Genomic DNA, 10491 nt, shown 5'->3' with positions numbered 1-10491 from the left:
TCCACTTTTGTCACAATAATTCTTATATTTACTGCTATTAGTGTCTATATTATCCATCTTCTCCTCCATTTTTATAATATGATTATTTAGAACATACTAATTGATACACATTATATTGTCAAGTATATTACAAAACTCTAGCAGATAGCTAGAGCTTATAATCAATTATACCTTTTTCTAAATTATATAAATCTGTAAACCCTGACATAGATAATAAATTACAAGCCGTAATACTCCTATGCCCACTTCTACAATAGACAATTACTTTTTTATCTTTATATTCTTCTATATCATCTATATCATATAAAAGATCATGTAGCGGTATATTAACAGATGTCTCTATATTACCTTCTTCATACTCCTCTTTTGTTCTTATATCTAATAAGAAAATATCATCATTATTTTCTATTATTTTCTTTAATTCGTTTCTTCCTATATTTTTAAAATTCATACTAATTCACCTCTTTTGGTTTATACCCCAAAATATTATGCTAAAATCATTGTGCTAAGATGAATTACTAGTATCTTAATGAAAATATTTCATCTAAACTCATATTAAATATGCAAGGTTTATCAAACTCCCATGTTCCTTCATATACTAGCTCATTTTGCAAATAAAAAGTACCTTTTCCATGCCTTTTTCCATGCATAAATTCACCTATATATTTTTTACCTTCTTCCCATATATATGTTCCTTGTCCATGCACTAAATTATTTTTCCATTCTCCTTCATATATTACATCTCCATTAGAAGCATAGCACCTTCCATAGCCTTCCATTTTATTGTCATTAAACTCTCCTACATATATACATCCATCATTCCATTTATATATTCCCATACCAGATTTCTTGCCATCTTTCCAATTGCCTATATACTCATCTTGGCTTTTATAGTTCATTTGACCTATACCACTCATTACATCATCTTCAAATGATCCTATATATATATTTCCACTTGGAAATGTGCACATCCCCTTACCTGACTTTATATCATTTTTAAATTCACCTAAGTATTCTATTCCTTCTGTAAATGTATAAATGCCTTTACCATTCATTTTACCATCTACTATTTTACCTATATATACATCTCCATTTGAAAAGTTATATATTTTATTATTTATTTTTTCTTTTTGACTTCTTCATTTTCTTCTATTATTTTACCTTCTTCTAATGCTAATATTTCTTCTTCTGTTGCTTTTTCATCTTTTCTTAATGTATTTTTTTGTATGCTTTTAACTGATTTAATTTCTTTATTTACTTCATTTATAAATCTTAAGTATTCGTTATATATATCAATGTGTTCTTTAGATAACCTCATAATGTACTTCTCCTATCACCACTAGTCAACTATTATTACCTCAAACTTATTATATATTAAATTCGTTATACTTTTCTATACATATATTTAAAAATATAATTTTAATATACTTATTTAATTAATAAAAAATAAATTTACAAGCTTTAAGAGAATATTATTTAAAATTAAAAATAGGCTACACCCTAACCTGGTATACCCTACTTTTAACTTCGCATATAAAATTATCCGAATTCCATTAAATAGCTTAAGCTTTCCGCTCTCATACACTATAATCTATGCAAACTTCTTCTTCACTACTCCCACATATAATTATGTATAAGTAATACCGATGTAATTTTAACTCTAGAGTTTTGAGAGGATACGCACTCCTCTCAATATATATTATATATATAATTTATAAGTTTTATACATATCTTATAAAAATTTTTCTTTAAATCCTCTTCCTTTAACCTCATTTACATCATTAACTGACATAAATGATTTTTTATCATACTTTAATGATATTTCTTTTATTTTTGGTATTTCATTAGATGAAACTATACAGTATATAAGTTTCTTTCTTTCATGAGTATAAGCACCCTCAGCCTCTAAAAAAGTAACTCCTCTATGCAATTCATGCATTATTTCTTTTGCTATAGCTTCACTTTCTTTAGATATAACCATTACAGATTTTTGATTATTCATAGCATCCTTTACAATATTCATTACTGAAGAACTTAAAAACATGCCTATAAGAGTATATAATGCCAGTTGCATTCCAAATAGTACTCCACCTATTGATACTATTAAAATGTTTATAAAAAGCATTGTATCTTTTACAGGGATATTAATTTTCATTTTTAATATTGCTGCTATTATATCCGTTCCACCTTGTGAGCTTTTAGTCTTAAATACAAGCCCTGATCCTATACCCGATAGTATACCTCCATATACACTTTGAAGTAATATATCTTTTACTGGTATAAATTGACCTACATCCTGCGTTATACCTAATAGTGTAGAAAATAATATCATGTTTATTAAGCTTGTAATACAAAACTCTCTCTCCAGGTAAATAAATCCTAAAATGAATATAGGTATATTTATAATAAATGTTAATAAACCTATATTTATATCAGTTATATAATTTATAGCTGCTGATGCACCAGGCACTCCTCCACTTAATAGATGTGCTGGTCTTAAAAAACCGTTGACCCCTATAGATGAAATTGTCATTCCTGCTATTATAACAAGATATCTCAAGAATATATTGTCTTCTAGGGCGGTGTTAACTTTACTCATTTCTTTCTCCCTTCACCTTTTTCTACGTACTTGTATACATAGATATTTTGATTAAATAATATTTTTCAATACTCTATATTATTTAATACATCATATATTATATTATCTTTTTTTTATATGTCTAGTGTATATTTTTAAATTTACATATATTGTAAAAATTATAACGGTTAGGTTTTGATTAAATAAATTTAACTCTATCACAGTATGATAAATATATTTCAAATCCTGCAATAAATTATTACTTTATTTTTCACTTAATATCTAATGTTATCACTATTTTATATAGTATTTTCAGTTTTTTATACGTTTTACATACTGTATACACGATTTAGTAAAATGAAATATATATTTCCAAGATTTCAATCTATGAATAGGTAACCTTACTTATTTCATTTTTATTTAATAAATTTATTTTTTATTTTAATTAAATTTTATAATAAATTTATTATTATAGGAATTAATATAACTGTTATTATTCCAGATATACCTATGGATAAACCACTCATTGCACCTTCTACCTCTCCCATCTCTAATGCTTTTGATGTTCCTAGTGCATGTGCTGATGTTCCTAGTGCGATTCCTTTTGCTACTGGATGATTTATCTTACCGATTTTAAATACTATTGGAGCTAATATACCTCCTAGTATTCCTGTAAAAATTATAGCCACCACTGTTACAGATTCTATCCCATTAATTGTATTTGTCAAAGATAATCCCATTGGGGTAGTTATCGACTTTGGAATTAATGAATTAATTATATCCATATTAGCATTTGTAAATTTACCAATTATCATTACAGATATAAACGATACTACAACTCCACAACCTATACCTATAAGTATTTCTAATAAATGTTTTTTAAATAAATCGAATTGTTTATATAATGGAACTGCAAGTACTATTGTAACAGGTCCTAAAAAGTAATTTATATTATCTCCTCCAATTTTATAACTTTCATAAGGTATTTTACTTATATCTAAAAATAATATAATTCCTAGTATAGCTATTAATAATGGATTGAATATTGCTTTTTTTGTTTTTCTTTGTATATATAATCCCATATTAAAAAATAAAATTGTTACAACGATTCCAAATATTGGTGTTTTTAAAATGTCATACATGATTAACTCTCCTTAACTTTGCTTTTTATCATTTTTTCGACTACAATACCTGTGAAATACATAACTATAACTGTACTTATAAGTATTGTTATTACTAGCACCCAAATATTACTTGCTATAATATCTAAAGATTTTATTAAAGATACTCCTGCTGGTATAAAAAACAGTGCCATATTGTCTAGAAATAAATTGCTAAGTTTTTCTATTCCTTCAAGTTTTATTATTTTAAATTGTAGCATTAAAAATAATAAAATCATCCCCACTATACTTCCTGGTATTACAACTATACTTCGTATTAGCGAGCTAATATATTCTCCCACAGCCCATATACCTAATATTAAAGCTAGCTGATTAAATAGTCTCATTTTTATTCCTCCTTGAAAAAAATCTGATTAAAATATTAATGAAAAGTTAAAGGGAGGTTTAATCCTCCCTTTTCCCCCTTATCTATATTACTACTTTGGAATTTTTTTTTCAATTTAATTTATAAAATCAATTTTCCGTATTTATCTATATAGTTATTATTATTTCCATCTATTACTTGAGCATATCCATCTTCAAAATCTGATATAGAATCAAATATAGGAATTATTTCTATATCTCCTTCTTTATTTAAAAAGCCCCACATTCCACCCTTAGGGCTACTGATTCCTCTTGTAAGTGAATTATATCCTATATTAAATCTAGCCAATCCATCTTTAAAGTTACAAGCATAATCAAACATAGGATCAATAATAATTTCACCCATTTTGTTTATATAGCCCCATTTTTCATCTATACATACAGCTGCTAATCCTTCATAAAACGGCTTAGCTCTATCAAATAATAATTCTATTTTTAAATCTCCAGATTTATCTATATAACCCCACTTATCATCTACTCTAACTGCTGCTAATCCATCTGAAAAATCTGTTGCTATATCATATCTTGGAGATACTATAAATTCACCTATTTTATTTATATATCCATACTTATTCTTAACCTCAACTAAAGCTCGCTCATCAAAAAATTGGTTTACATATGTGTATGTATTTGGTATTACAACATCTCCATCCTTATTAATAAATCCCCATTTTTTATTTACTTTTATTCCTGCTAGTCCATCTCTAAAATTTGCTGCCATATCAAATTTTGGTTTTATTATTTCTTTAAGAGAAGTATCTATATACCCGTAATTTCCATCTATTTTTATTCGAGCTAATCCTTCGTTAAACTCCGATGCACTTTCTAGATGAAGCATTATATTTGTATTTCCTAATTGGTCAATATATCCAAATACCCATCTTACATTTTTCCTTATTTTTTTAATATAAGTAATAACACAGTAACCATCTCTAAATCTTTCTGAGACATATTTAAACCTTGGTTTTATCACAGTGTTTTTATCTTTATCAATAAACCCATATTTTCCATCTCTAAGTATTGGAAGAAATAAGTCTTTTTTTATCATGCTTAGCCTCCCCCTATAAAAAATAAATTTATTCTAACATTACAGTTTATTATTTTATAGGGTATACTATGCTTATTCTTAAAATACTGTTATACTTACTTGTTTACATTATCTTGCATAAATTTTAAAAAGTTCTTATGTGAAATTTTCTCTATATCTATATCTTTATAGCCTCTGTTTCTTAGTTCATATATTATATTTTGGGTTTTAGATGCATTTTCTAATCCAATTGTAACTTCTTTTCTTGCCTTAATATTTTCTTGTACATCATCTTCTATATAATCACAGTAATCAAATCCAAAACACACTGAATCAATTCCTATTAAATCAACCATATGATCTATATGATTAATTAAATTACTTAAATCTTTTTTTGATTTTTCTTCATGTATAAAGTCTCTATACGCATTTATACCTACTATACCTCCAGTCTCTTTAATAAGCTTTAACTGTTCATCTAATAAATTTCTACCTACATTACATAACTTTCTACAATTTGAGTGGCTTGCTATTATAGGCTTTTTAGTATTGTTATAAATATCGTAAAAAGTTTTATCACTTGCATGAGATACATCTATGACAATTCCAAGTTCACCAGCTAATTTTATATATTCTTTTCCCTTTTCTTTAAGCCCACTATCATTATTTATCTTTATTCCACATGCGAATTCATTTTCTTCATTCCAAGTTAGTGAAGAAAATCTTATACCATAATCATATATTTCTTCTATCTTACTAATATCACCTTCTAGTACACTAAGTCCCTCTAAGTTCATCATAGCTGTTATTTTACCTGACTTTAATGAATTTATATACTCTTTATAATTTTTAGCTATTGTTAAATAATTCTTTGATATTTCAACTTCCTCATTAGCATATCTCATCATTTTTTTTAAATGTTTCATAGTTATCATATTCACTTTCAGGCTTTGTCCAAAATACAAATATTCCTCCATTAATTCCACCTTTATTAAATTTATCTAAATGATATTTTTCTATTATATTACTTTCACCACTTATTTTTTTATTAAATATATCTGTAAATATATCTGCATGAATATCTAGTATCATGTTCAATCCTCCCGTTATAATAAAATTTATTTTCTAAGTTTTATAGTCTTTGCATAAAAAAAAGCATTACAAATTAATTGTAATACTCTTTTATATATATGCTTATTTTTCTTGTAAAATTTCTTTTACTTTAGAGTTATTATACATACTATCTGGAACTTCACTTCTCATTCCATAGAATGTTTTCTTAGCCTTTTCTAAATCTCCATTATTGTAGTATAACATACCTAATTGATAAAAAGCATCATCATAGTATTCTGACTTAGAAGTATAAGTATTTATATACTTATTATAATATTTTATAGCTTCTTCCTTATTTCCCGTTTTTTCACTTATAAGAGCTACTTGATATATTGATTCCGAAATAAATTTTTGTGATTTTCCGTTATTTATAACATGTTTGAAGTTATTTATAGCATCAGTATATTTTTCTTCTTTTTTTAATTTTAAGGCCTCATTGTAAAGTGTTTGCTCATCTGCTACTACAATTTCTTTACTTGATTTACTCTCATCATCTTTTGCTTTATCTAATTCTTTATTAGTATCATCTAATTGTTGAGTCTTTTCACCTAATTTTTTATCTGCTTCACTTAGCTTTTGTTCTTTATGAGTAAGTTCTGATTCTAGGTTGTCCATTTTGTTTTTTGTATTTAAATAAAATGCCCCAACACCTATAGCTAAACAGCCTATAATTACATATGGTAAAGGACTCTTTTTATTTGTTTTTTTAGAATTTTCTTCTTTTTTTGATGTTTCTTTAGGTTCTGGTGTATCCTTTTCTTTATTTTCTTCAAATATCTCATTATCTTTATCTATTTCTCTAAGTTTATGTAAATAAATTTCTCTCTTTTTTATATTTTCAAGTTTATCATATAATAACGATAATATAACATATGGCTCTATAAGTTCTGGATTTTCATCTATAATATTATCTAATATTTGTATAGATTCTTGATTTAATTCTTCATTTATAAATCTTATCGAATGATTATATCTTCTTAAAAAGACGTTAAAATCATCTGATGATAACATATCAACATATTTTCTAGATAATTCATTATTTCCATAACACATACCAGTGTAAAAACTTTCAAATGCTCTTGAAAAGTCACATTTTAATAATTTAAGTAATCCCTTTAGGTTAAGTATATCAACATCTTTAGGATTAATTTCTAATGCTTTCTCAATAATATCACACGCACTTGTTATGTAATTTTTTTCTGCTAAGTCTAGTGCATTATTATATCTTTTGTATGACTCTATTTTTAATTCTTTAGTCGTATCATCTGATGTACTATTTAATGTATTTTGTAAGTTTAGTATAGTTTCCTCTTTATAGTTTGTTGTAACATAGCTTTTCTTTAATGCCTTTAATGTATCATTACTTTCTTCTTCATCTATATTAAAAAAAGTTAAATCACTTTTATCTTCTGCTATCAAAGATGTATCTAAGCTTTTTCTAGGCATATTTTCTATATCTTGTTTGATATTTTTACCTAAAATAACAATCGCCTCCCATTTTAAATATATATCTAAGATACCATATTTGATATTTTAAGTCAAAACTATACATTTATTTCCATATATCTACCTGTTTTTAGAATATTTCAAATGCTTTTTTTAAGGCCTTTATTGCTTTTTCACTATAAGGGGGATATTTTATCGGAATATCTATTTTTGATGATTTCATAACACTTTTCTGATGAGAAAATGTTTCAAAACTTTTCTTACCATGATATGAGCTCATTCCACTATGACCAACTCCTCCAAAAGGCATATTATGGTTTGTAATATGCATTATAGTATCATTTACACATCCTCCTCCAAATGATATTGTATTAATTATACGTTTTTCAAACTGACTATTATTTGTAAATAAATAAAGTGCTAAAGGATTTTTATGATTATCTATAATTTTAACTATATCATCAAAGCTTTCAAATTCTAAAACAGGCAATATAGGACCAAATATTTCTTCACTCATTACTTTATCATGTACAGTTACATTATTTATTATAGTAGGTTCTATTTTAAAATTATTTTCATCTACATTTCCACCGTAAACTACTTTTTCGTATTCTATTAAAGATATTAATCTATCAAAGTGATTTTTACTTATTATACTTGTATAATCATTACTTTTTAATGGTTCATTTGTATAAAACTTTGTAATATATTTTTTCATATTTTCTATAAGTTTAGATTTTATTTCTTTATGAGCTATAACATAATCTGGAGCTATGCATGTTTGACCAGCATTTAAAAATTTTCCCCAAACAATTTTTTTTGCACTTATTTCTAAATCTGAACTTTTATCCACTATACATGGGCTCTTACCTCCCAATTCTAGTGTTACTGGAATTAGATTTTTTGCTGCCGCTTCCATAACTATTTTTCCAACCTTTGGGCTTCCTGTGAAAAATATATAGTCAAAATCTTTTTTTAATAAATACTGATTTGTATCTATTTCTCCCTCTGCAACCCATATATATTCTTCATTAAAATTTTCATCTATTATTTTTTTTATTACTTTTGATGTATTAGGCGCTAACTCTGATGGTTTTATTACAGAACAGTTACCACCTATAATAGAACCAATTAATGGCGACATACAAAGTTGGAAAGGGTAATTCCAAGGTGCCATTATTAAACAAAGCCCGTATGGCTGATTGTATATATAGCTTTTAGAACCTATATTTAAAGCTGGCGTTTTTACTTTTTTAGGTTTACTCCATTTTTTAATTTTATTTCTTACACTTTTTATTTCTGATATTACAACTCCAATTTCTGTTTCATATGCCTCAAATTCACATTTTTGTAAATCATCTTTAAGTGCTTTTAATATAAATTTTTCATTCTTTTTAATTGCATTTAATAATTTATCTAGCTGACTTATTCTAAAATCTGGATTCTTAGTAATTTGAGAGTCAAAATATTTTTTCTGTTTTTCTAATATATAATCTATTTCTTTAAATTTTTCCATAATAACCTCCTTTAACTAATTAAATAAAAATAACCTTTGTTTTACCAAAGGCTATTTTATTTATTAGTTTATATAAAAATTTTAATTTTATGTTTATAAATTTTCTTATTCTTGGTTAGGCTGTGGCGTATTTTCTGCCGGCGGTACTTCTGCTGGTGGATTTGGTGTCTCCGGTTGTGGTGGTATAGTTACTGGCGGTGTTGTTACTGGTGGCTTTGGAGTTTCTGTTGGTGGTTTTTCTTCTGTTTTTTCCATAGTTCCCACTGCTATAACACCTTGTTTTTTAGGATAGTATGATGTTGCTACTTTTTCCTTTTTTATAACATTACCATTTCCATCTTTGTATATTCTATATGTAGATACTGTGTATCCATTTCTCCCCTTTTCTAACTGTTTTTTTTCACCTTTTAGTATAGTAGGGTCTTCTACTTTTTTTATAGGAGCCTCAGATACACCATCTACACTTGTTGATATCTGTATATTTTGCTTATCTTTAGAACTACCATATATTTGACACGTAACAGTATTTCCTGATACATAATTTTTGATATATATAGGGTGTTCAAGAGTATTTTTAAACACAAAATCTATTCCTGAATCTGTAACTGTCGCATCTCTTCCTTTTGATACATAAGTAGATGGTATTGAGTGATTTTTTAATTCAACAAAACTTACACCTGAGTAAAGTGCAGCGTTGTAAAGAGTTGATGATACCTGACAAACGCCTCCTCCTACACCTTCTTGAACAACCCCTTGTACAATTACAGGTGCATTTTTGTATCCATTTGCTGTAGTTCTCATTCCCGTATGTTCATTATAAGAAAAACTTTCTCCAGGCATTAATAATACATCACTTGTTTTGTTTGCTGCTAATCTTATATTTGTACTTCTTCCAGATACAGATGAATCAAATTTTGTTGTATGACTTCCAAGTAGTGTGTTTACTTCTTGTAATTGTTCTCTTGTTATACTTGGTTCTACCTTTGTAACTACTAATTCTTCTTTTGTATTTCCTTTTTTAAGTTCTCTTACAATATTTTTCAAGCTTTCTTCAATATTTACTTTTAAACCACTATTTGAATCATTTATTTCTATACTTGATCCACTTATATTTATAGATGCATCTTTTACATCTACATCTATATCTTTTGCTATGTCTTCTATACGTTTTTTAACTTCTCTTCATTATAATCTATAGTTATACTTAAATTATTTTTTGACCAAATTCTGATTTAATAGTTTTATATATATTTTCCATAAAACTATT

The 10491-nt window shown here is 26.4% G+C and carries 12 protein-coding genes and 1 pseudogene; all 13 read right to left on the bottom strand.

From position 1 onward, the window contains the following. Positions 1–148: 148 nt before the first annotated feature. Positions 149–451, bottom strand: coding sequence for a rhodanese-like domain-containing protein (locus tag BN899_RS03790; RefSeq protein ID WP_042273087.1), 303 nt, complete (start codon positions 449–451; stop codon positions 149–151). 67 nt (positions 452–518) lie between these two features. Further along, positions 519–1055 (bottom strand): MORN repeat-containing protein, encoded by a 537-nt coding sequence (locus BN899_RS03785; RefSeq protein WP_242824068.1) that lies wholly within the window; start codon positions 1053–1055, stop codon positions 519–521. A gap of 62 nt (positions 1056–1117) precedes the next feature. Next, positions 1118–1318: a hypothetical protein gene (locus BN899_RS19535; protein WP_042273084.1), complete on the bottom strand. Its 201-nt coding sequence runs from the start codon at positions 1316–1318 to the stop codon at positions 1118–1120. A 414-nt stretch (positions 1319–1732) separates the two neighbouring features. After that, complete coding sequence (locus BN899_RS03780; RefSeq protein WP_042273081.1) at positions 1733–2599, bottom strand: YitT family protein; 867 nt, start codon at positions 2597–2599, stop codon at positions 1733–1735. A 431-nt stretch (positions 2600–3030) separates the two neighbouring features. Further along, positions 3031–3720, bottom strand: coding sequence for an LrgB family protein (locus BN899_RS03775; protein WP_042273079.1), 690 nt, complete (start codon positions 3718–3720; stop codon positions 3031–3033). 2 nt (positions 3721–3722) lie between these two features. Further along, positions 3723–4085: a CidA/LrgA family protein gene (locus BN899_RS03770; protein ID WP_042273076.1), complete on the bottom strand. Its 363-nt coding sequence runs from the start codon at positions 4083–4085 to the stop codon at positions 3723–3725. Positions 4086–4204: 119 nt separating this feature from the next. Next, positions 4205–5170, bottom strand: a complete 966-nt coding sequence (locus BN899_RS03765) for a WG repeat-containing protein (protein WP_052356564.1) — start codon at positions 5168–5170, stop codon at positions 4205–4207. A gap of 95 nt (positions 5171–5265) precedes the next feature. Continuing rightward, the gene (locus BN899_RS03760; protein ID WP_161628733.1) at positions 5266–6075 is read right to left on the bottom strand and encodes a dipeptidase; all 810 of its coding nucleotides are present in this window, start codon (positions 6073–6075) and stop codon (positions 5266–5268) included. Next, a complete protein-coding gene (locus tag BN899_RS03755) occupies positions 6041–6241 on the bottom strand; it encodes a hypothetical protein (RefSeq protein ID WP_042273073.1) in 201 nt (66 codons plus the stop codon). Before BN899_RS03755 ends, BN899_RS03760 begins: the two co-directional genes overlap by 35 nt. A gap of 102 nt (positions 6242–6343) precedes the next feature. After that, positions 6344–7708 carry a tetratricopeptide repeat protein gene (locus tag BN899_RS03750; RefSeq protein WP_042273071.1) on the bottom strand — a complete coding sequence of 455 codons (1365 nt, stop codon included), beginning with the start codon at positions 7706–7708 and terminating at the stop codon, positions 6344–6346. A 130-nt stretch (positions 7709–7838) separates the two neighbouring features. Beyond that, complete coding sequence (locus BN899_RS03745) at positions 7839–9224, bottom strand: aldehyde dehydrogenase (RefSeq protein WP_042273067.1); 1386 nt, start codon at positions 9222–9224, stop codon at positions 7839–7841. 105 nt (positions 9225–9329) lie between these two features. Continuing rightward, positions 9330–10268 carry a VanW family protein gene (locus tag BN899_RS03740; protein WP_052356560.1) on the bottom strand — a complete coding sequence of 313 codons (939 nt, stop codon included), beginning with the start codon at positions 10266–10268 and terminating at the stop codon, positions 9330–9332. Beyond that, positions 10242–10391 (bottom strand): annotated as a pseudogene (locus tag BN899_RS20340) (peptidoglycan binding domain-containing protein); the annotation flags it as partial. The pseudogene BN899_RS20340 and the gene BN899_RS03740, both read right to left, overlap by 27 nt. Positions 10392–10491: the final 100 nt, after the last annotated feature.

Origin of the sequence: Faecalimicrobium dakarense, from assembly GCF_000499525.1 — a bacterium.
GTDB lineage: Bacteria > Bacillota > Clostridia > Peptostreptococcales > Peptostreptococcaceae > Faecalimicrobium > Faecalimicrobium dakarense.
This window is presented reverse-complemented; position numbering and strand designations above follow the sequence as displayed.